General features: G+C 68.9%; 17 protein-coding genes. 5 read left to right on the top strand and 12 right to left on the bottom strand.

What is annotated here, in order from left to right; translation table 11 throughout:
• Nucleotides 1–62: 62 nt before the first annotated feature.
• The gene (locus ACWEF2_RS27505) at nucleotides 63–1,682 is read right to left on the bottom strand and encodes a peptide ABC transporter substrate-binding protein (protein ID WP_453819232.1); all 1,620 of its coding nucleotides are present in this window, start codon (nucleotides 1,680–1,682) and stop codon (nucleotides 63–65) included.
• A complete protein-coding gene (locus ACWEF2_RS27500) occupies nucleotides 1,679–3,748 on the bottom strand; it encodes a prolyl oligopeptidase family serine peptidase (RefSeq protein ID WP_453819231.1) in 2,070 nt (689 codons plus the stop codon). The genes ACWEF2_RS27505 and ACWEF2_RS27500 overlap by 4 nt, the downstream gene beginning before the upstream one ends.
• A 121-nt stretch (nucleotides 3,749–3,869) precedes the next feature.
• On the opposite strand from ACWEF2_RS27500, the gene ACWEF2_RS27495 reads away from it, so the two are divergent.
• The gene (locus ACWEF2_RS27495) at nucleotides 3,870–4,370 is read left to right on the top strand and encodes a GbsR/MarR family transcriptional regulator (RefSeq protein ID WP_453819230.1); all 501 of its coding nucleotides are present in this window, start codon (nucleotides 3,870–3,872) and stop codon (nucleotides 4,368–4,370) included.
• Between the two features lie 360 nt (nucleotides 4,371–4,730).
• Here ACWEF2_RS27495 and ACWEF2_RS27490 read toward each other — a convergent pair whose 3' ends face one another.
• The 4 genes from ACWEF2_RS27490 to folE all read right to left on the bottom strand — a co-directional run bounded on the left by ACWEF2_RS27490 (nucleotide 4,731) and on the right by folE (nucleotide 7,033).
• Nucleotides 4,731–5,312 (bottom strand): DUF5313 family protein, encoded by a 582-nt coding sequence (locus ACWEF2_RS27490; protein ID WP_453819229.1) that lies wholly within the window; start codon nucleotides 5,310–5,312, stop codon nucleotides 4,731–4,733.
• The gene (locus ACWEF2_RS27485; protein ID WP_453819228.1) at nucleotides 5,312–5,638 is read right to left on the bottom strand and encodes a PadR family transcriptional regulator; all 327 of its coding nucleotides are present in this window, start codon (nucleotides 5,636–5,638) and stop codon (nucleotides 5,312–5,314) included. The genes ACWEF2_RS27490 and ACWEF2_RS27485 overlap by 1 nt, the downstream gene beginning before the upstream one ends.
• A gap of 399 nt (nucleotides 5,639–6,037) precedes the next feature.
• Entirely contained in the window at nucleotides 6,038–6,400 is a 363-nt protein-coding gene (locus ACWEF2_RS27480; protein WP_453819227.1) for an arsenate reductase family protein, read from the bottom strand.
• Nucleotides 6,401–6,412: 12 nt separating this feature from the next.
• Nucleotides 6,413–7,033, bottom strand: coding sequence for a GTP cyclohydrolase I FolE (folE, locus tag ACWEF2_RS27475; protein ID WP_453819226.1), 621 nt, complete (start codon nucleotides 7,031–7,033; stop codon nucleotides 6,413–6,415).
• Nucleotides 7,034–7,196: 163 nt separating this feature from the next.
• On the opposite strand from folE, the gene ACWEF2_RS27470 reads away from it, so the two are divergent.
• Together ACWEF2_RS27470 and ACWEF2_RS27465 are read left to right on the top strand one after the other, a co-directional pair.
• Entirely contained in the window at nucleotides 7,197–7,919 is a 723-nt protein-coding gene (locus ACWEF2_RS27470) for a helix-turn-helix transcriptional regulator (protein ID WP_453819225.1), read from the top strand.
• Between the two features lie 4 nt (nucleotides 7,920–7,923).
• Nucleotides 7,924–9,165, top strand: coding sequence for an NAD(P)/FAD-dependent oxidoreductase (locus tag ACWEF2_RS27465; protein ID WP_453819224.1), 1,242 nt, complete (start codon nucleotides 7,924–7,926; stop codon nucleotides 9,163–9,165).
• A 124-nt stretch (nucleotides 9,166–9,289) separates the two neighbouring features.
• Here ACWEF2_RS27465 and ACWEF2_RS27460 read toward each other — a convergent pair whose 3' ends face one another.
• From ACWEF2_RS27460 to ACWEF2_RS27440, 5 genes are all read right to left on the bottom strand, one after another.
• On the bottom strand, nucleotides 9,290–10,069 hold the full coding sequence (locus ACWEF2_RS27460) for a hypothetical protein (protein ID WP_453819223.1): 780 nt from the start codon (nucleotides 10,067–10,069) through the stop codon (nucleotides 9,290–9,292).
• A gap of 465 nt (nucleotides 10,070–10,534) precedes the next feature.
• Nucleotides 10,535–12,784: a family 2 encapsulin nanocompartment cargo protein terpene cyclase gene (locus ACWEF2_RS27455; protein WP_453819222.1), complete on the bottom strand. Its 2,250-nt coding sequence runs from the start codon at nucleotides 12,782–12,784 to the stop codon at nucleotides 10,535–10,537.
• Between the two features lie 82 nt (nucleotides 12,785–12,866).
• On the bottom strand, nucleotides 12,867–15,458 hold the full coding sequence (locus tag ACWEF2_RS27450) for an outer membrane protein assembly factor BamB family protein (RefSeq protein ID WP_453819221.1): 2,592 nt from the start codon (nucleotides 15,456–15,458) through the stop codon (nucleotides 12,867–12,869).
• The gene (locus ACWEF2_RS27445) at nucleotides 15,449–16,285 is read right to left on the bottom strand and encodes a hypothetical protein (RefSeq protein ID WP_453819220.1); all 837 of its coding nucleotides are present in this window, start codon (nucleotides 16,283–16,285) and stop codon (nucleotides 15,449–15,451) included. The genes ACWEF2_RS27450 and ACWEF2_RS27445 overlap by 10 nt, the downstream gene beginning before the upstream one ends.
• Nucleotides 16,282–17,910 (bottom strand): outer membrane protein assembly factor BamB family protein, encoded by a 1,629-nt coding sequence (locus ACWEF2_RS27440; RefSeq protein ID WP_453819219.1) that lies wholly within the window; start codon nucleotides 17,908–17,910, stop codon nucleotides 16,282–16,284. Before ACWEF2_RS27440 ends, ACWEF2_RS27445 begins: the two co-directional genes overlap by 4 nt.
• A 392-nt stretch (nucleotides 17,911–18,302) precedes the next feature.
• Here ACWEF2_RS27440 and ACWEF2_RS27435 point away from each other — a divergent pair, with 392 nt between their 5' ends.
• Nucleotides 18,303–19,202, top strand: coding sequence for a slipin family protein (locus ACWEF2_RS27435; protein ID WP_453819218.1), 900 nt, complete (start codon nucleotides 18,303–18,305; stop codon nucleotides 19,200–19,202).
• 17 nt (nucleotides 19,203–19,219) lie between these two features.
• On the opposite strand, the gene ACWEF2_RS27430 is transcribed toward ACWEF2_RS27435, so the two are convergent.
• Nucleotides 19,220–21,079 (bottom strand): APC family permease, encoded by a 1,860-nt coding sequence (locus tag ACWEF2_RS27430; protein ID WP_453819217.1) that lies wholly within the window; start codon nucleotides 21,077–21,079, stop codon nucleotides 19,220–19,222.
• Between the two features lie 393 nt (nucleotides 21,080–21,472).
• On the opposite strand from ACWEF2_RS27430, the gene ACWEF2_RS27425 reads away from it, so the two are divergent.
• Complete coding sequence (locus ACWEF2_RS27425) at nucleotides 21,473–22,114, top strand: class I SAM-dependent methyltransferase (protein WP_453819216.1); 642 nt, start codon at nucleotides 21,473–21,475, stop codon at nucleotides 22,112–22,114.
• Nucleotides 22,115–22,275: the final 161 nt, after the last annotated feature.

The following is a 22,275-nucleotide window of genomic DNA, read 5'->3' as shown; positions in this document are numbered from 1 at the left end:
CCTACGGTGGGGCCGCGCCGGGCGCCTGTCGCCCCACCGTCTCCGGTAGTGGGATCAGATCGTCAGTTCGAGGCGACGGTGACCTGGGTGAGGTCGCCGAGGCCGTTGACGCCGACCTGAACGTCCTGCACCTTCTTCGTCCAGACAGCGGTGTAACGACCGAAGTAGAGCGGAGCGATCGGCGTGTCCTTCCACATCTCCTTCTCCGCCTCGGCGTAGATCGGGAGGCCGTTCTCAAGGGAGGACGCGTCCGCCTTCGAGACGAGGTCCTCGACGACGGGGTTGGAGTACTCCGTCTCGTTGGCGATCCCGGCCTTCGTCACGAGCGGGGAGATGAAGTTGCCGATGTGCGGGAAGTAGGCGCCCCAGTAGTAGAGGAACGGTCCTTCGGCCTTCTTGCCCTTGACCGTCTCGGTCAGCTGGGCGTAGGGCAGGGTCTCGAAGGAGATGTCGGTGATCCCGAGGTTCGCCCGCAGCTGGTTGGCGACGGCCTGGAGGGTCTGGTCGTTCGTCCCGTACTGGCTCGCGTAAAGCTTGAGCGGGCCGCTCCAGCCGCCGGCCTGCGCGAGGCGCTCCTTGGCCTTGGCCGGGTCGTAGACACACGCGGTGCAGGTGTCCGCGGTCGCGCCGACGGCCGAGGAGGGGGCGATGCTGCGGGCCGGGTCGCCCGAGCCCTTGAGGATCGACTTGGTCAGCGCGTCCCTGTCGATCGCCATGGAGATCGCCTCGCGGACCCGAACGTCCTTGAACCGCTTGTCCCACGAGGGGAACGCGAAGTAGTTGAGGTTCGGGATCGTCGCGACCGCGAGGCGGTCCTTGAGCCGGGTCTCGGCGTCGGAGAGCCGGTCGGGCGGCACCGGGTAGACGATGTCGGTGTTGCCGGCGAGCAGGTCGTTGTAGGCCGTGGCGTAGGACGTGTACGGCTTGAAGACGATCGAGTCCGCCTTGCCCGCCGGGCCTCCGTAGTTCTCGTTGCGCACCACGGTCAGCGGCTTGTTCGCCTCGTACTTGCCCTGCACCTTGTAGGGGCCGTTGCCGACGGGGGCGGCGTCGAAGCCCTTCGGGTCGTCGAAGGCGGCCTTGGGCAGCGGCGCGAAGTTGTAGCTCGCGATGACATAGGGGAACAGGCCGTACGGCTTGGTCAGCGTCACCTCAAGCGTGTTCTCGTCGACGACCTTGACGCCGGAGAGCTCCTTGGTCTTCGGCTTGCCCGACGCCGGGTTGAGCGCGTCGTAGCCCTTGAAGAGGGCGAAGTTCGAGTTCTGCACCCAGGCGTTGGGGCCGAACGCGGTCGCGTTCCACGCGTCCGCGAAGTTCTGCGCCGTGATCGGGTCTCCGTTGGAGAACTTCTGCCCCGGCTTCAGCTTGATCGTCCACACCTTCTGGTCCGAGGACGTGACCGACTCGGCGGCGCCGGGGCGGATCTCCCCCGACTTGGCGTCGATCTTCAGAGGGCCGGTGAACAACATGGACCCGGTATAGAAGGACCACGTGTTGCCGGGGGTCAGGTGTGTCGGGTCGGTTCCCGCGACCGAGAAGGTGCCCCCCGAGGCACCCGTGGTCGCGCCACCGCTGCTCTTGGGGGCGGTGGTGGATCCGCCGTCCCCGCAGGACGCGAGGAGAAGCGCCGCCAGGGTCGCACCGACGGTGAGACCTAGCCGGGGTATGGCCGTACGAGTCATGCTGGTTCCTTGTCGTTGTTCCAGATGCTGAGGTCCGCGGGCATCGGTAGCGCCAGCGCGGCGGCGGCGAAGGCCAGGACGGCCGTCCGCTCGTCGATCCGTTCGGCCAGGGTGCGGCCGGCTGCGTGTCCGGCGTTGTGCGCGACGCGCATGAGTACCTCGCCGCTCCCGGACTGGGCGTCCTGCAGGGCGGCGGTGAACTTGTACGAGTGCGGGCCGGGTGGGACGCGATCATCCCGATCCGCGGTCAGTACGAGAGTGGGGGAGTACGCCGTGTCCTCGACGATGCGGTGCAGCGGCGAGTGCGCCTCCAACGCCGACCGCTCCTCCGGGACGTTCACGTCGCCGAACTCGCACACCCACGCGTGACCGACGGTGAACAGGTGGAAGCGGAGCAGGTCGAAGACGCCGACCTCGGGGATCGCGGCGCCGAGCAGGTCCGGTCGCTGGGTCAGGACCGTGCCGACCATGAGGCCGCCGTTGGACATTCCGTTGAGGGCGACCTGCCGAGGCTCCGACCAGCCCTGCCGCTCGAACCACTCGGCACATGCGATGAGGTCGTCGATCCCCCTCTGCTTGTTGGTCTTCTGGGCCGCGACGTGCCACTCCTCGCCGTACTCGCCACCGCCGCGGATACCCGCGTAGGCGAGGACGCCGCCGGCGTCGAGCCAGGCCCGGTGCCAGCCGGCGTAGCCGGTCGTGAGGAAGGGGACCGAGTATCCGCCGTACACCGAGAGGAAGACCTTCGCGGTCCCCTGCGGGCGTGGGCCGGCCGGGCGGATGATCCGCATCGGGACCTGTGTGCCGTCGGCACTCGTGACGTGGACCGTCTCGACGACGACGTCGCCGCGCGAGGGCAGGGCACTGTGGTGGAGGACGCTTGACTCCCCTGTGGTCACGTTGTGACGCAGGATGCCGGTGCCCGGCTCGGAGTCGCAGCGCTCGACGTGAAGGTAGACCGCCTGCTCGTCCTCGGCGACCGACAGGTCTCGGACGGTGGCCTGCTCCGGGATGGGCACCTCGCGGCCGGGGCCCCCGTCGAGCGGGGTGACCGTGACCTGGCTACCCCGCTCGGTGTGCCGGACGGTTACCACCCAGTCCGGGCCCAGCTCGGCGGAGCCCAGGTCGATCGACCTCGCGGACTCGTCCACGATCACGCGCTCGCTCCCGTCGCGCCGGTCGATCGCCACGACGCGGCCGTTCACGGCCTCGCGGAGGTCGTGGCAGATCAGCTCGTCGCCGACCATCCCGAGGAAGTGGATCGGTCCAAGGCCGTCGACGACCGTCCGCCACGGCTCGTCCGATCCGACCGGACGGACGAGAAGACGGGCCGGCACGACCCCGATCTGCTCCTGGACGACGAGCCAGCGCCCGTCCCGGGAGACATGGGGCAGGGCCCAGTCCGCGCCGGCCGACTCATGGATCACCTCGTCGTCCGTCTGCGCGGTGCCGAAGCGGTGGAGCTTGATTCGCGGGGCGAGGTTGAGCGAGAGGAGGTCCTCGCCGGCGCCGGGATCGGCGAAGGCGGGGTAGGCGAGAGCGTCGCCGCCGAGCCAGCCGAAACGTGGCCACTTGATGCCGGTCAGGACATCCGGCAGGTCCGCGCCCGTTCGGGTGTCCCGGAAGCGAACCGTCAGCCAGTCGGCGCCGCCTCTGGCCGTCCCCCAGGCCAGGATGGTGCCGTCGGGTGAGAGGGAGTATGCCGCGATGGCCGCGGTCGGATCACCAAGCGAGGTGGACGCGACGATGCGGCGCTCCCCACGGGCGTCGGTGATCCACAGTGACGGGCGCTCGTCCCCGGCCTCCTGGCGGGAGTCGACCATGACCCCTTGGCGGACCTGCGGTATCCAGCGGGCGGGAACCGTGAGGAGCTGTCGGAGCCGGGCCTTGAGCGGGGCCGACCCGGGCATCGAATCGAGACGCTTCCTGCAGTGCTCGTCCTGCTCACGAGCCCAGGCGACCACGGCGGGCGTGTGCTGAGCCTCCAGCCACTCGTAGCGTGACACGTGGTCGCCCTCAGGGTGCGCGACGGGCCGCTCAAGTACGCGGCCGCCGGATTCGTCCATGGATCCTCCTTGGTTGCGCATCAGTATTGTTATCACTGAGATTTCGGTCAATACCGAAATCTCGGAAAGACGGTAGCATTTGAGAACTTGGCGACCAGGGGAAGGAGGGACGGAGGACCAGATGGCCACGGAACGTGACGACGCCGCCGCTCGCGACTTCGTCGAAGAACTCGGGCTGCTCGTCGAAAGCGCGGGCTGGATGCCGCGGATCGCCGGCCGCACCCTCGGATGGCTCCTGCTCGCACCCGAACCACAGAGCCAGGCCGACCTGCGCGAGGCCCTTCAAGCGAGCGGAGCGGCGATCTCTACTGCGGCTCGACTGCTCATCGCACAGGGGTTGGTGCAGAAGGTGTCCATACCTGGCCGCCGGCAGACGTACATGAAGGTCCCGCCGGACATCTGGTACATCATGGAGAGCGAGGGGCTACGGACGGTGCGGCGCTATCGGGCCCTCGCCGAGGGTGCCCTGGCAGTGCTTGGTGAGGGTGACTCCGCCGCCGAGGAGAACCTCGCCCGCATGAGTTCGTACTTCGGCATCGTCGAGAAGCGGATCCAAGCGGTCCTCGCCCAACTCGACGAACAGCTTGTGAGCCGGCCCGACGGGAGCCGGGAGACCCTCTAACCCTCCAGCCGCAGGGCGCGATCCTCACGTTCCGTATTCGGCGTGCCGTCGGCAGCGGCCGAGCGGAGCGCGGGCCCGGTGTCGCCGCCGCCGGTGTGACAGGCCCAGAAGGTCGGTGGTGATGAGCGGGACGCCGCCGGTCAGGCGTGTGAACAGGCGCCGGACCTTACCGAGGGCCAGGCGCGTCGGCCGGAGGCCGATGGGCGGCGGTCCTGTTCGGCCGCGGTCGCCACGGTGAGGAGGGCGTGGGCCGGCACGGCCAGGTCCGCTTTGAGTTGATCCCTATGGACCCGCTCACGTTGCCCGGCGCAGGACGGCTCAACACGAGTGTGGTCCTGGTGGAAGGTGGCGTCGAGCGCGTTATCGGCCTGGCCATCCCATTCTCCGGACATGGTCCGGCCGGGGCGCATAAACCTCGTCGTCGGGGTGGAGGCCCGGTGGACGTGGAACGTAAGAGGTGCCGTCGGGGTGGAACTCGTGCTTGGCGAGAAATAAACGTCTACGCCGATCCTTAGCTGTAAGGGAGAGCAGGTAGGTAAGTGTGATCACCCCCGGCAGAACCCAATACGGCATAGGCAACCGAACCAACACTGAATACAGATCCCAGAGCAGCACGTTGAAGATGAACCGGCGCTCCAGGAAGAACCGCCCTTGGATGTCGTCTCTGGCCCACCAGCGATATCGCCAGGGCAGTCGAGAGCCGAGCATCCGGTAGAGCAGCCAGCGCCACAGGGGCGGGTGCTCTCGCAGTCGCAGGACGAGCCCGCCGCGGAGTACGTCCAGGCGGTCGCGCAACGTCGGACTGCTCTGCCCCGGTTCGGCCAGATCCATCAGGGTGCCCAGGAGCTCGGCGCCGCGGAACTCCCGGAAACGGGGCGGATAGGCCAGACGCATCAGCGATCGGCAGCGGCGCTCGTATGCAGAGGTGACGTCGGAGGTCATCACATCCCCATTCCGGGCTGGAGGTTCAGACGGCGTTGGGCGGTGGCGGCCAGACGCGCCAGGCGGGAGGTCTCCTCGGCCAGCACCCGACGTCCGTGGTCGGTGAGGTCGTAGTAACGGCGGTGGCGGCCGGAGACGACCTCCTCCTTGACCACGATCACCAGTCCGTCGCCCGCCAGCCGGTCCAGGGCGCCGTAGAGGGTGCCCGCGCCGAGCCGTACGCGCTCTTCGGACAGCTCCCGAATCGCTTTGATCACCCCGTATCCGTGTAGCGGGCCTGGGGACAGGGCCAGCAGGATCAGGTAGCTCTGCTCGCGTAGCGCCATATCTGATATATATCAGCATTCGTACTATTGCTTCAAGGGCGGTGGGCGCTCCGCCCCGCCGGGCGCCCACCGCCCCGGTGCGCGCCGCCGCTCGGGCACCCCGCTGCCACGCAGGTCGGCCGGGCTCCTGCCGTGTCGCCTTGAGATCACGGCTCAACACTCGGGGGCGGGATGAGACGGAGCCTGCGGTAGGTGAATCTCATCGCCTTGCGATTCGGCTCCATGATCGAGTCAAGCGGGAGAACGCGTTATATCTGAAGGCGGTGGAAAGTGCTCTTCCTGCCGGGAACCGCGTGACCGTCAGCGAGCACCCCGTGCCTCCCCGGCGGGCCGATGCCGACGTCACCGTACTCGCGGCAGGGCCCGCCGACCGCCGGTTCGGTCGGAAGGGGGCATTTCTCACCGGCGTGGCAGTAGCGAGCGGACGGCCTCCTCGGTCCGGGCGACGACGGCCGGTCCGTCTTCGGCGGTGATGATGGGGCGCTGGATGAGGATCGGATGGGCGGCCAGTGCCCGGATCCAGCGGTCACGGCTCGCGGGGTCGCGGGGCCAGTCGGCCAGGCCCAGTTCGGCGGCCGAGGTCTCGCCGGTCCGGGTGATGTCCCAGGGTTCGAGGCCCAGCCTGGTCAGCACGTCGCGGATCTCCCGCTCGTCGGGCGGGTCGTCCAGGTAACGGCGGACGGTGTAGGCGGCGTTCTCGGCGTCCAGAACGGAGAGCGCGGAACGGCATTTGGAGCAGTCGGGGTTGATCCAGATCTCCATGTGGTCTTCCCTTCACGGGTTGGAGCGGCGGGTGAGGGCGAAGAACTCGCTGCGGGAACGCGCGTCGTCGCGGAGCGTGCCCAGCAGGGTGGAGGTGACGGTGCAGGACCCGGGGGCCTGGACGCCGCGCAGGGTCATGCAGGTGTGGTCGGCTTCGATGACGACACCGACGCCTTTGGGATCCAGCTGGTCCTCCAGCCAGTCGGCGATCTGTTTGGTGAGGCGTTCCTGCACCTGGGGCCGGCAGGCGAAGTACTCCACGATCCGGGCGAGTTTCGACAGGCCCACGATGCGCCGGCCGGGCAGGTAGCCGACGTGGGCGATGCCCACGAAGGGCAGCAGGTGGTGCTCGCATACCGACCGGACGGGGATGGCGCGGACCAGGACGAGCTCGTCGTACTCCTCGTCGTTGGGGAAGGTGGTCAGCTCGAAGGGGCGCGGGCTGAACAGCTCGGCGTAGGCGCGGGCCATCCGGCGGGGCGTTCCGCGCAGGCTCTCGGTGTCGGTGGGAATACCGAGAGCGTGCAGGAACAGCTCGGCGGCGTGTTCGGCCGCGACCAGGTTCACCCCGTTGCCGGGGTGGACCACTCGCACGGCGGTGCGGGCCGAAGGGTGGGCGTGGTGCTGGCTCACGTCGACAGCCTTTCGGTGTGGGGCGACCGGACTGGACATGCCCTACCTCCTATTTCGCCAACAAGTGTTAGTCATACTCACCTGACACGTCAATGACCCTTGAAAAATGAGTGAGTTCTTCTATTTAACCAATGAGAGTAGGTGTTACCCTGACGGGGTGACCATGGAGGAGCCCACCCGTGCGGCCGTCGCCGTGCTCAGCGACGATCTGCGGCGGCGCATGTACGACTTCGTCCGGCGGTCGGACCGTCCGGTGACCCGGGACGAGGCCGCCGAAAGCGTCGGGATCTCCCGGAAGCTCGCGGCCTTCCACTTGGACAAGCTGGTCGCCGTGGGGCTGCTGTCAGCCGCGTACGCCCAGCCGGGCGGACCGCACCGGGTGGGCCGTATGCCCAAGGTGTACGAGCCCACCGATCTCGACCTTCAGATCAGCATCCCCCGGCGTGAACACGGCCTGCTCGCCGACATCCTGCTCGACTCCGTCCGCGGCCGGCGGCCTGAGGAGAGCGGGCGGGAGGCCGCGCTACGCGTGGCCCGAGACCGGGGCCGTGAACTCGGCGAGGCCGAGCGCGACGAGACGAAGCCGGGACGGCTGGGCGCCGAGCGCGCCCTCACCCTCGCCGGTCGGACGCTGGAACGCCACGGCTTCGAACCCGCGCGTGTCACCCCGACCCTGGTGCGACTGCGGAACTGCCCGTTCCACCCGCTGGCGGCCAAGGACCCCGACCTGGTCTGCGCGATCAACCATGCCTTTCTCGCCGGATTCCTCGACGGCCTCGGTGCCACCACCCTCAACGCCGCCCTGGTTCCCCGGCCGGGCGCGTGCTGCGTCGAACTCGGCGCGGCCGTACCGCCCCCGCCCACCACGAACCTGACAGGAGCATGACGTCATGTCCGGACCCACCACATTCGTGATCGCCGGCGGCGGCCTCGCCGCGGCCAAAGCCGCCGAGACCCTGCGCGAGCAGGGCGCCGACGGCCGGATCCTGTTGATCGGCGACGAACCTGATCTGCCGTACGAGCGACCGGCGCTCTCCAAGGACTATCTGCAGGGAAAGTCGGCGAGAGAGAAGATCTTCGTCCATGACGGCGCCTGGTACCGCGATCACGCCATCGAGTTTCGCTCGGGCACCGCGGTGACCGGCATCGACCGCGGTGGCCGCCGGGTCACCCTGTCCGACGGCGAACAGGTCGGCTACGACAGGCTGCTGCTGGCCACCGGCGCCACGCCCCGCCGCCTGCCCGTCCCGGGCGCGGATCTGGACGGCGTGCTGTACCTGCGCACCGTGCGGGAGAGCGAGCGCATCCGCGACACCCTGGCCACGGCCTCCCGGGTCGCGATCATCGGTGCCGGCTGGATCGGCCTGGAGGTCGCCGCCGCGGCCCGGGCCGCCGGGGTGTCGGTGACGGTCCTGGAGGTCGAGCGGCAACCGCTGCTCGCGGTGCTCGGCTCCCGGATCGCGTCCGTCTTCGCCGACCTGCACCGCGGTCACGGCGTTGACCTGCGGCTGGGAGCGCGGGCCGCCGAGATCGTCGGCGAGCACGGGAAGGTGAGCGGAGTACGGCTGGCAGACGGCGCCCACCTCGACGTGGACGCCGTCATCGTCGGCATCGGCGCGATCCCCAACACCGATCTCGCGGCCGCCGCCGGGCTGAAGGTCGACAACGGCGTACTGGTCGACGCCGGCCTGCGCACCTCGGACCCCGACGTCTTCGCCGCCGGTGACGTCGCCAGCGCCTACCACCCGTTGCTGGGCACCCACATCCGTGTCGAGCACTGGGCCAACGCCCTCAACCAGCCCGCCGTCGCGGCCCGCGGCATGCTCGGACAGGAGGCCGTCTACGACCGGCTGCCCTACTTCTACACCGACCAGTACGACCTCGGCATGGAGTACAGCGGCTACACCCTGCCCGGCCACAACGACGACGTCGTCGTCCGGGGCGATCTCGGCTCCCGCCGGTTCATCGCGTTCTGGATCAAGGATGGCAGGGTGGCTGCCGGCATGAACGTCAACACGTGGGACGTCACAGACCAGATCCAGGACCTGATCCGTTCGGGCCTCCCCGTCGACCGCGACAGGCTCGCCGACCCCGGCGTCCCGCTGCCCCAGGCCGTGCTCCAGAGCGGCTGATGATCGTCTCCGGGCGGCCGTGGGTGCCGGAGCCGCTCTCCGCATGGGAGAACAGAGCGGTTGATTCGGGACCCGCGGTCCGATTTCCCGGGGGTGGGGAAGGCGGGTGGGCTGCCGGCGGGGGTCAGCCCACCTTGGCCACCTGGTGGGCGGGCGGGATCTTGACCACTACCCTGGATCCCCAGCCGCTGTAGTAGGTGTTGGCCTCGGCGCCGCCGCCGAGCACACCGCCGGTGCTGTCCTTGGGGCGCACCCACTTTGTGAACAGCCGTGCGATCTGGCCCCTGCCGTTCAGCCAGATCCACCAGGAGATCCTGACGTCGGACTTTCCGAACGCCTCCCGGCAGGCGAGTGACACCGCGCACAGTGATTTCGTGGTGACGACGCCGGAGTAGCGTGTGGTGAGGACGCCCTGGACGATCTGGCCTGGGGTGGCGGTTCTCCTGGTGGTCAGGACCCTGTGCAGGGTCGCGGGCTCGAAGATGTCGACGCTCTGCTCGGAGAGCTGGTACGGCTTGAGCCTCAGGGACGAACTGCGGGCCCAGGTCTTCCCCGCCGGAAGCATCTCCGACCACACTCCGCCCGCACCGTAGGTGACGTCGCCGACGACGCGGAACGTGAACCTCTTGCCACCGGCGGCGACCCGGGTGACCTCGCCCGCGATGGGTCTCCCCATCCCGAACCCCAGGACGCCCCTTACCTGGAACTTACTCGTCGGCTTGTTCGGATCGTCGCCCGTCCAGACCTTCGACGTTTCCGCGATGGATACTCCGTGCCCTGGGACCAGCAGCCTCCCCAGCACCGCCGTAGGGCCGATCATTGTGGTCAGGGTCGCCTGCGGCGGGGAGGTGAGCGTTGCCAGCGACGCGACCGCCGTGACCAAAAAGGCAGGTGAGAACGCCATTTGTGACACCTTCCATGGAGAGAGTGGACAGAGCGAACCCTGGGAGTTCTCGCTGAACACCGCGACCCGCCGTCACAGATCAACGGGCTGTGACCGCCGGTTAACGTGAGCAAAGAGGGGCTGACTGTGGCTGTTTACCACCGGCCCGAAACATAGGTTAACCATCCGAAGCGCCACGATCTATGCAATTCGGAAATTGGCCACTGTCCATGATTTATGCCCCGTTCCATTATTTATTCGCTCCGGAGAAAACGCTTCCGCCCGGATTGATTGACAAGGAAGAGGCTTTGGGTCGCACTCTGCCGGCTCCGGTGGCTTCGCCGGTTCCGCCACTCCCAACTGCGAAAACGCCCCGAAGCGGTTAAGCTTCGGGGCGTTTGGTATTGACGTTAGATGAAAGATGGTTTTTGTTCTATTTAGGGCATTTGCCCATCTTGGTGATCCGCTCCGCGGGTGGAGCCGTGATCACACCCTCCGCCCCCCGGCCGATGTCGCGATCCGCACCGCCGAAGTACCCAGACCGGTGGGCAGGAACGAGAAATCCCGCGGCGTACCCGAGGCCCGGGTACGCCGGAGTTCGGCCTCGGTGTAGCGCACGCACTTGCGATGCCACTCCAGGATTCCCGACATCCACTCCTTGAGGTCGTCGGCGTGGCGGGTGAGAATCACGCGGACCGCCTCGTCCAGGGCGAAGTCGTCGAACAGCGCCGGCAGGTCGTTGGCGACGATGTGCTCGAACTGCCGCATCCGCGCCGTCATCAGGTCGGCCACGACGTCCCTGGCCTTCCACCGGTCCACGCCCAGGAAGTTCTCCACGACCAGGACGAGGTTGTGCAACTCCCCCTCGAACTCGATCTCCTTCTGGTAGGAGAACAGGTCGTTGGTGAAACAGGCGTAGTCCTGAGCCGCGGTGTCCAGCTCGCGGATGACCCGGGTCTGGTAGATCTCCGCGGGGATCACATCCGAGTGCGCGAGCCGGGCCAGGCTCATCGTCATGTCCGACCCGAACGTCTTGCGGCGCATCTCGATGTAGTCGATCGGATCGGGAACGCGGTGCTGGGCCTGGTTGGTCAGTTCCCACACCCAGCTGGAGGTCATGTCCTCGACCGCCTTGCGGAACTGGCACCGGGCGGCCATCGTCATCGGCTCCGCGGTGCGCCGCCACAGGTCCGCCAGGCCCCGCTCGATCGGATTGGCCGGCTCCGGGGTGGCCGTCCCGGCGTCCAGCGGCATGAACGCCGACAGCCGTTCGTTGCAGAGCTTCGCCGCCACGAGGTCGCGGGTCGCCCCGAACACCACGGGGAAGTAGTCGTCACCGTACGTTCCCCAGGCCAGCCAGTCCGAGGAGAGGTTGAGCTGCTCGGGGCTCGCGTCGGCGTGGATCATCGCGGCGCAGTGCGCGAAGTCGAAGCCGACGAAGCGCCGCTCGTCCCACACCGCGCCGGCCTCCACCCCGGGCACCGAGTCGAACATGCCCATCTCCCGCGTCCAGCCGACCGCGTAGTGTCGTGCGGCCTCCAGATGGGGGCTGGTACGGATCGGGTAGGGCATGTGGAAATCCGGTAGCGGCAGGTGCCCCACCGGCTGGAACGGCAGGTGGGAATGGCTCTGGGACCTGCGCCGCAGACCCAGCCTGGCCGGGGAGAGTGCCGGGCCGGCCGCCGAGGTGCCCAGGCCGGTCGGACCGCCCAGCACGCCGGTGGCGCCCAGGACGGCGCCGTCGTTCATGTAACGGCTGGACCTCGCGTGCCACTCGTGTCCACCGGCCTGCCAGTCCTGCAGGCCCTTGACGTAGGCGGCCACCCCGGCCTGCTCGTGGGCGGGCACCGCGTGCTCGGCCAGCAGGGCCGGAACCTCGATCAGCGTCGTGTTCTCGAACTGCTGCAGCCGGGAGGTCAGCAGGTCGTTGACCAGCTCGGCGGCCTCCTGCGTCGCGCAGTCGAAGAACCGCTCGAAGACCAGCACCGCGTTGGAGTTCTCCCCCTCCTCCTGGACCTCCCGCTGATAGGAGAACAGGTCGTTGCGCAGGTGTACCGCGTCCGAGAAGGTGTCCGACAGGACCCGCATCGGCCTCGCCCCGGCGAGGCCGTCGGGGATCTCCGCGTGGACGGCGTACTCGACGAGGTTCGCCGACCAGGGGGCGCCGCCGACCCTCCGCCGCATCTGCACGTACTCGATCGGGTTGGCGATCCGGCCGCGGTCGATGTTGTCCAGCTCCCACATCGACTCGACCATCAGGTTGTGCGTGCTGGTGATGAAGCGCTGCCGCCACCCGGGTGACATCGCCGGAACCGTACGCTCCCACAGGTCCTTCAACCCCGCCTCGGCCGCGTTCGTCGGCCGCGGCGGCGTTTCCCCGTCCGCGGTCATGAACAGTTCGAGGTGGTCGAGGTAGGCCTTTGCCCCCGGCAGGTCGCGGGAATACTTGAAGTGCTCAAGGAAATGGTCGTCGAAGAAGAACACCCAGACGTACCAGTCGGTGATCAGGTCCAGGGTGGAACCGTCGCAGTCCGGATGGGTGTAGGCGCACATCAGCGCGTAGTCCATCCTCGCCAGCGCCGCGTCGTCCCAGACCACGCCGCCTCCGGGCTTGGGGGCGTCGAGCATGCCCATCCGCCGGGCCCAGGCCGCACTGTGCTCACGGGAGCGTTCCAGATGGGGATTGAGCCTGGCCGGATACGGTGTGTAGAAGTCGGGCAGTGCGAAAGCCTGCATGAGCGCGCCTACTTTCTTGAACCGACCGTTATATTTTACTTACGGTAATGAGGTTGGCACTTAAGGTACTGCACCGCGAGGTTCAGCCGGGCGATATTCCCTGAACGTCCTTCCACCGCCGAGGGCGCCGCGGAAAGGGTTTCCACAATGACATCGGCGCGGTCGAAACCCGTGTCTGAGACGCCGCCTCATCCCGGGTACGCCGCGGCCCCGGTGTTGAGAGCGCTGAGGGGCTGAGAACGAGGTCGAGGTCGTCACCGCTCAGGGCGGGGTCGTTCATCTCGACAAGCCTCCTGTGCCCCCGGCCCAGGAAGTCGACGATCTGAGCCTGTGACACGTTGGCGCCGGTGTCCACCCAGGCGATGAGGTGGGTCTCGTCATACCAGCCGATCAGGTCGTCCGGGTCGAGGGGGACCCGTCCGATCACGGTCCCGTTCTTCAGGTCCGCGACGCACACGTGGTCGGGCGTCCTGTCGCAGCGGGTGACGAGCGATCGCCTCGACGGCGATACCGAGTCGTTGGAGAGGTCGATCGGCCTGCCCCGCAGCCCGGGCAGTTCCCTCCTGGAGCGGCCGTCGAGGGTGAAGGCCGTCAGCCAGACGTTTTTCCCGTCGTCCTCGTTCTCGTCGTCCTCTTCCTCGCTCTCGTCCGACTGTGATGCGAGAACCTCGTCCGGGCCGCTCCCCCAGATAAATCGCCCGTCGATCGAGACCCGGCTCCCGACCCTGGAGACCGTCACCCTTCTCCGGACCAGGTCGACGACGACGAATCCGACCGCCTTGTTGTTCTCCCCCTCGTTGCGGTAGACGGTCAGCAGGAGCCGCCCGCCGTCGGTGGACCAGACGGCGTCGGTCACTCCAAGGGGGGCCTTGACCGTGGGGACGGTGAGGGTTCTCCGTGAGACGCGGTCGGTGATCCAGACCGGATCACGGCCGCGCCGTGGATAGTCGTCCGACACCCTGGCACTCCAGCGCCCATCGGGAGAGACCGTGCCCGGAGCACCGTCCACCCTGGCGAAGCCGTCCGCGACGCGCCGGTATGTCATGTCGCCGTTGAGGGTGAAGGCGCCCAGCCGTACGGGGTCGGACCGCCGTTCGGCGACCACCACGGGTGTTCCGGGAACCGAGGTCAAGGTGGCGTACTCCTCCGGCGGGACCGGCAGCCGGGGCCACGGCGTCCCCTCCGTGTTCGCCAGCCTGCCGGCCAGCGCGCGGGTGACGGCGACCAGCCGGTCGCGGAGTCTCTCGTCGCCGGTGGTGACCTCCAGGAGCAACGCGCCGACTCTGACGGTGATCTCCTTCGGTGGAACCTGGTCCATGACGGCCTGGTCCCCCGTCTCCTCCAGGGGGACGCCCCCCGCCGCCGCGGAACTCCCCTCGAACAGCTGAGCCGCGTCCGCCGCGTGCCGGGACACCATCCTGACGGATACCGAGAGCGTCGCGCCGTCGGAGTCGGCGAACGTGCACCGCAGGCTGTCCGGCCTGTCCTGCCGGCCGGGCTGCGCGACGAGGGGGGCGGGGAGCGGCAGGGCACACGCGTCGGGCCAGGTGTTCACGGGGGCGGCGTCCCAGCGTCCCAGCCGCGCGTCTCCGAGCCGGGAGACCCTGAGCAGGGGCACACCGCCCGACCGCAAGAGCGCGCTCGTGTAAACCTGCTCGTCTCTCCCCGTGAGCAACTGCCCGGACATCGGACCCGAGACGGGGCCGGAGGCCGCGCCGTTCACCGGGTCGATCCGGTCGAACCGCAGCGGCGCCGTCGAGGTCGTCGCCAGGACGGCCGATGTGGTGGCGGACAGTGCGAGGTAGGCGGGTCGCGTTTCCCGTGTCCACAGTGAGGTCCCCGAAGCGAGATCGATCCCCTCGACCACGGGGTGGGTCCCTCTGTAGGAGAGCACCACGCGGTCACCGGATCTGATCATGAGACAGCCGGCCCAGCAGTCCCGCCTCTCGGCGACCGAGCGCCCTTCCCCGTCGAACACCGAGATGCCCATGTCATGCAATATGCCGACAAGCCCTGGCTGCACGATCAGATCGAGCCCCTGTGCGGTGCGCAGGTTCCGTCGCGCGTGCGGCTCGCCGGTGTCGGCGTCGAGAAAGAGGGCATGGCCGGCTTTTCCGTCGCGGAGCACGACCACCGCCTGTTCTCCGGTGCTTCCCGAGGCGACGAGGGAACAGCCGCCGCAGATCGGCCGGCTCCACAGCGTCGCGCCGCTGCCGGGCGCGAGACCGGTCAGCCGTTTGACGGACGGATCCCAGGCGACAACCACACGGGTCGGGGCGGCCGAACGACGCCACCTTCCCGCCTCCGACATGTTGTCCCTGCGCCAGCGGATCCGGCCCGTCGCCACGTCCAAGGCCGCGATGAAGTCGAGGCCCGTCGTGGGCAGGTGTCTGTGATAGGCCCCGACGACCACCGTCTCCGTGGACGTCCAGTCGTCGACGTTTCCCACAGGCTCCCAGTTGCGCCAGCGCGGACGTCCGGTCAGCGCGTCGAAAGCGCTGAAACCGTGTGCGCTCCTCACCACGATCCGGCCGGACATCACCTGTGCGGCGCCGGGGTCCGGGGCGGGCACCTCCAGCGCCCAGATCGGTCGCAGCCTCCCACCCCGTTCGTCGTGGTCGGCGACCATTGTGCACAGGAGCAGGCAGAGCGCCATCACCAGTCTCAGCCGCATCTGCCCCTCTTACTGATCTTCCTGAACACCATCTCCACGCCGTTCGGGTCGGCGAAGGCCATGCCGTACCTCTTGGCCCGTCCGGAGAGGCGGAACGGCTGGCCGTCGGCCTGGCGCGCGTAGGTCCGCTGGATGGCCGAGTCGCCGCCGTAGTCGTAGAGCACCTCGACGTCCCACTCGTGCGAGGCCCGGGTGGCCTTGACGGTGAGCTCCACGGTGAGCCGCTCATCCTGCTTGAGGTCGACGCTGGTCTTCAGGAACTGGCTTCTGCCCGCGGGCGGCCGGAAGGTGTCGAGATCGGCCTTGACGAGGTACAGGGGGGATTCCCCCTGCGGCGGCGGGAAGACGATGCAGGTGCCCGACCGTCGTTTCGCCGTGGAGAGGACGCGCGGGCGTACGTCGATGACTCTGACCGGTTTGCTCCGCAGCCCCTCCACGATGACGGTGACCGTCATCGTCTTCACCCGCGCCGCCTTGTGCCGCCGGAACATGTCGGCCAGCTCCCTGTTGCTGGGGTAGTTCAGCAGGAGGGCGTGGTCGCGTCCTGAGGTCAGCCTGTCGTCCATGGCGATGATGTCGTTCGGCCAGATGGACGACTCGGCGACCACCCGGACCGGGGAGGAGCCGCGCAGATCCTGGACGGTGTCCGCGGTCCACGGCCAGGCGCCGGTGATCGTGGCTGCGATGAGGGCGGTGAATCCGGCGCCGAACGCGCCGACCAGCCATGTGCCGAGCCGGCGAACCGCGGGGGCCTGGCTGTCCTGTGCGTCCTGCGTGTCCTGCTCTTCCGGCTGCGTGCGCTGTCCGGACGGGGTGCTCGTGGTCATCTCCGCCCCCCTCCGAGCGTCCGGGAGACGTCTCCGACCAGGCGACGTGCGAGCGCCGGCTCTCCTTCGGCGAACACCTGGAGTACGGCGGGCCCGACCCGGAACGTGATGGCGTCCCGCACCCCGGTGTCGACAAACGCCTGGTCGGCGAGGTCCGGAACCCTCCTTAGGGACCGTGATTCGACGAGCGTGCTCAGGAGCCTCCCGGCCTGGTCCCCGTCCGGGAACACCCACAGCACGTCGAGTCCGATGGTCGGCCCGTCACGCCCCACCGGTTCGGCGTGACACCGGACCGGCCTGCGCAGGCCGAGGACGACGGGGATCGCGTGCGCCGTGCCGGCGTAGCGGACGCCGTTGACGACCTGGGGCAGGAGCGCGCACGCATCCGGCCATGAAGCGGCCGGCACGCCACCGCGGGCGGCCTCTCCGGGGGTGAGGCCCGGCACGTGCCGGATCGCGTACACCGCCAGTGTGGATTTGTCCACATTGAGGGAGAGGTCGAGGACAAACAGGCCGGACCCGAGGTGGAGGGGCGTGCCCGCGAGTGGGAGGGGGCCGATGACCTGCGGTGTGTCGCCTGCTCGATCGACCGCGTACAGGATGGAGGCGCGAGGACCGCCGTCCAGGGGCGAGTCGAAGTACAGCCGCTCCGCGCCGACCACCATGTTCGCGCTGGGATAGACGGCCTTCAGCCGGCCGGTGCGCCAGTCGATCAACTCGATCTCGGATTCGTCGGTGAAACCTGTGCCGTTGACTCTGACGACGCCGAGGACGCCGGCGCCGACCATCACGTCCTCGCCCTCGACTCCGGTTCTCCGGTACAGCTCGTGGCCGCCGGTGTCCAGAAGGGTGAACGAGGTGTCGTCGCCGACCTTGATGACGTCGTCCCATACGGTCACCTCCTCCGGATTCCCCGTGCGCGGGGTGTGGGTCCAGTGAACCCGGCCTGTCGAGGGGTCAAGGGCCCAGAGCGCGGGCGGCCGTTCACCACAGGTGACGAGGAGGACCAGAAGTCGTTCGCCCGACCCGGCCGCGTCGGTGTCGCAGCCGCGCAGGGGAGCCGACCGCCATCTGAGGACGCCGGTGTTCGCGTCCAGAGCCCGGACCTCGCCGCGGTTCGGCAGGAACAGGAAGGCCAGGTCCGCGGAGGTTCCCAGCAGGTCGAAGTAGTTGATCTCGGCGGCGAGATCCGATCTCAGGTTCCACAGGTGGGTGCCGGTCCTGGCGTCGAAGGTGTGGACGGTGACGCGCTCGGTCTCGTCCTCGGTCTCGTCGTATGTCGTGGTGTACGCCACACTGACGGCGTCGCCGCTCGACGCCCAGCTCGCCGGCTCCTCGTTCTCGTCGAAGTAGTCGGCGCCCCAGGACCAGAGTCTCGCCCCGCTGTGCGCGTCACGGGCTTCCAGCGTCCGGCCGTGCGCGAGGATCAGCGTGTCACCCGTCAGATAGGTGTCGATTATCTCCTCGCCCAGCTTCTCCTGCCAGAGCGGGACGAGGGTCGGCTGGGTGTTGACGACCTCGGCCGGTGTGACGGGGATCCGCCCCTCGGAGCCGCTCAGGCAGAGCACAAGCCCCAGGCAGGCGGTGAGGAACCGTGGTGCCGTGACGCGTCTGGCCGAGGTCATCACCCCTTCAGGGGAAGCTCGATCCTAAAATCATTATGATCTATCTGTTCCGCTTTACTCCAGGAAATTTGAATATCACGCCAGGGAGGCGCGGGGGCGGCGAGCGCGTGGGAGTGTGCCGCCCGGTCGGTTAGCCGCCCCCGGCGGGTCCCCTCAGCCGCGCACATCGCTCACCGGTGGGCCACGGCGGGATCGACGGAGGCCCTCGGTGTTTCCCCGCCGGATCGCCCCGCCGTCTCCCCGCGCTCCACGGCACCGTACGGCGGCCGATGGACGCCGGCACTCGCCGTCGGCCGTTCCGGCGGGTCTTGACGCTCTTCCTACACCCCAGGTCGCCGCGCCGCGCCCATGGCCGCGGGCCCGGTTCTAGCCTCGATGTGGAAGGGGTGGACATGTTTGCCTATGTCATGTTCGGAGTGCTCGCGGTCGTCGCCGGCTGGGGTGTGCTCGGTGGAATCAAGGTGGTCAACCAGGTCGAGCGGGGGGTCGTCTTCCGCTTCGGCAGAGCCCGGCCGCAGGTGCGCCAGCCGGGACTCGCGGTCCTCATCCCCCTCGTCGACCGGATGAGGAAGGTCAACGTCCAGATCGTCACCATGCCGGTGCCCACCCAGGAGGGCATCACCCGTGACAACGTCTCGGTGCGGGTCGACGCGGTCGTCTACTTCAGGGTCCAGGATCCGATGAGGGCCACGATCGAGGTGCAGGACCACCTCTTCGCGGTCGAGCAGGTCGCGCAGACCTCGCTGCGTTCGATCATCGGCAAGAGTGAGCTGGACGACCTGCTCTCCAACCGTGAGGAGTTGCACCGGGGCCTGGAAATCATGATCGACAGCCCCGCCCTCGGCTGGGGCGTCCACATCGACCGGGTGGAGATCAAAGACGTCCAGCTCCCCGAGACGATGAAGCGCTCCATGTCCCGGCAGGCCGAGGCCGAACGGGAACGCCGCGCCCGCGTGATCACCGCCGACGGTGAGTTCCAGGCCGCGCAGAAGCTCGCCGACGCCTCGGCCATCATGTCCGACACGCCGGGGGCCCTGCAGCTGCGACTCCTCCAGACCGTGGTGGAGGTCGCCGCGGAGAAGAACTCCACCCTGGTCATGCCCTTCCCCGTCGAGCTCCTGCGCTTCTTCGACCGCGCCACGCGGTCCCCCGCCGGATCCGAGGCGGCCACGACCGCGCCCGCCCCCTCCGGGGCCGGAGCCACCGCGCCGGAACTGCCGGAACTGTCTCCCCCCGACGACCTCCGGCGGCTCCTGCGCCCCCGGGACGCCGCGGAACAGACGGACACCTGACGGCCCGGAGCGCGGGGTCAAGGGGTCGGCCGCTCCCGGTGGCCGGTACGGGTGGCCCCGGCCGTACCCGCTCCGACGCGGAAGCGCATGCGGCACACCACCGTGTCGGTACGGCGGCGCAGCGCCCCGGCCAGTACGGCGCCCCGCTGGTTCTGCAGCATGCGCTGCCAGGCGTGCTCCGGCTCGACCTCGGCGATGAGCACGAACACGTGCGTCTCGGGGACGCGCCCGAGATAGTCGATGAGGGGTTCGGCCAGCCGCCGGTGGGCGTCGAAGAGCCGTACCAGCTCGACCTCGGGGTGCCAGCGCTCCCAGTCCTCGACGAAGTGGCGGGTCTCCCGCTCGTCCTCGGAGTGGGTGACGTTGACCGCCACCACCCGGTCGCCGAGCGACAGCGCCGCGGCCAGCGCGTCGCGGGTGAGCCGGTTGACCGCGTGCACCGGAACCACCACCAGGGACCGGTGCGGCCGGGGCGGTGCGGGGGTCCTGCCGAGCTCCAGGCGCTCGCCGATGCGGGTGTAGGCGCGGTTGACCCACTGCATGGCCAGCACCGTCACGGGGAGCGTGACCACGATCAGCCAGCCTCCCTCGGTGAACTTGGAGGCCGTGACGACGACGGCGGCGACGAGGGTCAGCAGCGCGCCGAAGCCGTTGAGCGCCGCGCGCCACCGCCAGCCGGTGGGCCTGTCGGTGACCCAGTGCCTGACCATGCCGGCCTGGGAGAGGGTGAAGCCCACGAAGACGCCGATCGCGAAGAGCGGCACCAGCAGGTTCATGTCGCCCCGCGCCGCGACCAGCAGCAGAGCCGAGGTGAGGGTCAGGAACGCGATGCCGTACCGGTGCACGTGCCGGTCGGCGCGGAGCGCGAACACGTGCGGCAGGTTGTTGTCCCTGGCCAGGAGCTGGGCCAGTACCGGCAGACCGCCGAAGGAGGTGTTGGCGGCCAGTCCGAGCAGTATCACGGTGGAGAACTGCACCAGGTAGAACAGCGGTCCGTCGCCGAGTGCGGCCTGGGTGACCTGGGCGAGCACGGTCACGCCCTCGACGGGGGCGATGGCGAACTTGCCGATCAGCGCGGCGATGCCGATCAGCATGATCGCGAGCAGCGCGCCGAGCGCGACCTCCGCCTGCTGCGCGCGTCTGATCCGCGGTCTTCTGAACGAGGGCACCGCGTTGGCGATGGCCTCCACGCCGGTCAGTGAGGCGCAGCCGTTGGCGAACGCCTTGAGCAGCAGGAGGACGCCGACCGTCTGCAGGCTCTGCGCCTGCGCTCCGTGTTCGGCGACGGTCACGGGTTCGGTGCGGATCAGACCGGCCACGATCACCAGGAGGATGGCGCCGATGTAGATCGCCGTGGGGGCGATGAACGCGCGGGCGCTGTGCGCGATGCCCCTGAGGTTGATCCCGGTGATCAGAGCCAGCACCGTCAGGCAGATCCAGACGGTGTACGGCAGGAGCCCGGGGAGGGCCGAGGTGAGCGCCGCGACCCCGGCGGACACCGACACCGCCACGTTGAGCACGTAGTCGACGATCAGGCTCGCCCCGGCGACCAGGCCGGCCCGGCGCCCCAGGTAGGTCTTGGCCACGCCGTACGCGCCGCCGCCCTCGGGGAAGGCGGCGATGACCTGCCGGTAGGACAGGGTCAGTACGGCGAGCAGCGCCGCGATGGTCAGCGTGACCGGGATGGTGAATCCGAGGCCGGTGCCACCCGCGAGGGCGAGGACCAGCACGATGGCCTCGGGACCGTACGCCACCGAGGCCATGGCGTCGAGTGAGAGCGCGGCCAGGCCGCCGATCACGGTCAGCCGGTGCCTGTCACCGGTGACGGAGGGCTCCTTGGCCGCCGGTGCCGCGGCAGGAGTCTTAACTGCGGACATCAGTCCTCCTGTGAGGGATACCTCCTCATCGTCACTCTGGGAGGCACTCCTCCTGTGGTTCCATACACCCCCTTGACGGGAAAAGGCGTCATCTCAACGTATTTAGGACGTCTGTCGCAGGATGGGGGGCGGCGGCCTCCGAGAGCGCTCACCCACCGGCGGCTACCGGGCCCGAGTCCGCCCGACGGCGACCCGATGGCTCTCATCGGGCTCGTTCCCCGGCCCGGGGGCTGACACGGCTCCCCGCGTGCTGACACGATTCCTTCCTGGGAATGTGCCCGGTGCGTCAGGGAAGCGCGGTGATTGGCGGATATCCCGTAGGGGAGTCGTCAAGATGCTCCACGCCGTCGCCCCGAGTGGCGATAGTCGAAATACACCCACTAAGGATTGCTGATGATCACTTTGAATGACGATCAGCCGCCCGATACCTGGTCGGACCTTGGGCCGGGCATGGAGCAGTTCCACCACCCCCGCCCCGTCTCCCGCGGCCGACGCCCCACCCCCGCCAGAGAGTCCCTGATGGCCGGGCTGTCCGGCGCGGTGGTCGAGATCGGGGCCGGCGACGGAGTGAAGTTCAGGTTCTATCCCGCCGAGGTCCATGAGATCACCGCGGTGGAGTCCCACCCGATCCTGTGCGACACCGCCCGCCAGGGCTGTCAGGGGGCGCGCGTCCCGGTCCGCGTGGTGACCGGCACACCCGGCGCCCTCCCCATCCCGGACGGATCCGCGGACGCGGTGGTCTGCTCGCTCACGCTCTGCTCCGTCCCGCGGCCGGACGAAGCGCTCCGGGAGATCATGCGCGTGCTCAGGCGCGGCGGGGAGTTCCGCTTCTACGAGCACATACGCTCGGCCAACCCCCTCATGGCACTGGCCCAGCGGCTGGTCAGCCCCATCTGGTCCCGGGCCGCCGGCGGCTGCCATCCGGCCCGGGACACGGTGCGCTCCATCGTCGCGGCCGGTTTCGTCCTCGACAGGATCGACCGATCCGACTTCGACCGCATCCCCCACGTGCTGGGCGCGGCGCACCGTCCCTGACCGGGCGGATCCGGCACCACCTCACGGCCCCCGGCCGCTGCCGAACACGAGACTCCCGAACACGAGACTCCTGGGCACGAGGCGGTGGCGCGGGTGGAACGCGGGTACGGAGAACCTCGTCGGCCGCCAAATCCTGCCGACCGGCAGCCGCCGTCTCGGCG

The sequence above is a fragment of the Streptosporangium sp. NPDC004631 genome (genome assembly GCF_053601935.1).
The sequence above is the reverse complement of the archived record's forward strand: the minus strand, read 5'-3'. Positions and strand labels throughout refer to the sequence as shown.

Coding starts and splice junctions, on each gene's coding strand:
- ACWEF2_RS27505 (WP_453819232.1), bottom strand. CDS start 1,682: ATGACTCGTACGGCCATACCCCGGCTAGGTCTCACCGTCGGTGCGACC.
- ACWEF2_RS27500 (WP_453819231.1), bottom strand. CDS start 3,748: ATGGACGAATCCGGCGGCCGCGTACTTGAGCGGCCCGTCGCGCACCCT.
- ACWEF2_RS27495 (WP_453819230.1), top strand. CDS start 3,870: ATGGCCACGGAACGTGACGACGCCGCCGCTCGCGACTTCGTCGAAGAA.
- ACWEF2_RS27490 (WP_453819229.1), bottom strand. CDS start 5,312: ATGACCTCCGACGTCACCTCTGCATACGAGCGCCGCTGCCGATCGCTG.
- ACWEF2_RS27485 (WP_453819228.1), bottom strand. CDS start 5,638: ATGGCGCTACGCGAGCAGAGCTACCTGATCCTGCTGGCCCTGTCCCCA.
- ACWEF2_RS27480 (WP_453819227.1), bottom strand. CDS start 6,400: ATGGAGATCTGGATCAACCCCGACTGCTCCAAATGCCGTTCCGCGCTC.
- ACWEF2_RS27470 (WP_453819225.1), top strand. CDS start 7,197: ATGGAGGAGCCCACCCGTGCGGCCGTCGCCGTGCTCAGCGACGATCTG.
- ACWEF2_RS27465 (WP_453819224.1), top strand. CDS start 7,924: ATGTCCGGACCCACCACATTCGTGATCGCCGGCGGCGGCCTCGCCGCG.
- ACWEF2_RS27460 (WP_453819223.1), bottom strand. CDS start 10,069: ATGGCGTTCTCACCTGCCTTTTTGGTCACGGCGGTCGCGTCGCTGGCA.
- ACWEF2_RS27455 (WP_453819222.1), bottom strand. CDS start 12,784: ATGCAGGCTTTCGCACTGCCCGACTTCTACACACCGTATCCGGCCAGG.
- ACWEF2_RS27450 (WP_453819221.1), bottom strand. CDS start 15,458: ATGCGGCTGAGACTGGTGATGGCGCTCTGCCTGCTCCTGTGCACAATG.
- ACWEF2_RS27445 (WP_453819220.1), bottom strand. CDS start 16,285: ATGACCACGAGCACCCCGTCCGGACAGCGCACGCAGCCGGAAGAGCAG.
- ACWEF2_RS27440 (WP_453819219.1), bottom strand. CDS start 17,910: ATGACCTCGGCCAGACGCGTCACGGCACCACGGTTCCTCACCGCCTGC.
- ACWEF2_RS27435 (WP_453819218.1), top strand. CDS start 18,303: ATGTTTGCCTATGTCATGTTCGGAGTGCTCGCGGTCGTCGCCGGCTGG.
- ACWEF2_RS27430 (WP_453819217.1), bottom strand. CDS start 21,079: ATGTCCGCAGTTAAGACTCCTGCCGCGGCACCGGCGGCCAAGGAGCCC.
- ACWEF2_RS27425 (WP_453819216.1), top strand. CDS start 21,473: ATGATCACTTTGAATGACGATCAGCCGCCCGATACCTGGTCGGACCTT.